The 419-nt window shown below is 67.3% G+C and carries 1 protein-coding gene; it reads right to left on the minus strand.

Annotated features, from left to right (window positions below; all coding sequences use genetic code 11):
- Positions 1-392, minus strand: a 392-nt coding sequence (locus EXE45_RS18085) for a hypothetical protein (RefSeq protein WP_137695135.1), incomplete at its 3' end; no start/stop codon positions are given.
- Positions 393-419 lie beyond the last annotated feature (27 nt).

Below are 419 nucleotides of genomic sequence, written 5' to 3' on the forward strand. Positions count from 1 at the left end.
ATGGCGATGTCGTCGTTCGCCACCGCGTCCCGGAACGCCGTCGCCGGGTCGTCGGCGTCGACGATCCCCCGGATCGTCTCACGGTCGGTCGTTATCTTCCTGACGGCGTCGTCGCTCGGGCTCTCCGACAGTCCGGTGATGCGGTTCCGGTCGTCCATCGTCACCGCGTAGGTGACCGTCGAGTCGCCGTCCTCGACGTAGATGTTGCTGGTCCCCGCGAGGTTGATCGGCCCGAGGTTGATGCCGTCGACGTTGTCGTTGTACGTCGGCACCATCTCCTCCAGCGACTCGTACAGGTCGTCGCCCGACGACTGCGCGACCGCGCCGCCGGTGGCGGCGACGAGGACCAGCAGCGCCACGGCGAGCACGAACGGACCGCGTGTGAGCTTCATTGCTACCGGGAGGCGCCGCGAGTATTT

Source organism: Halorubrum sp. SP9 (assembly GCF_005435015.1).
Lineage (GTDB): Archaea > Halobacteriota > Halobacteria > Halobacteriales > Haloferacaceae > Halorubrum > Halorubrum sodomense.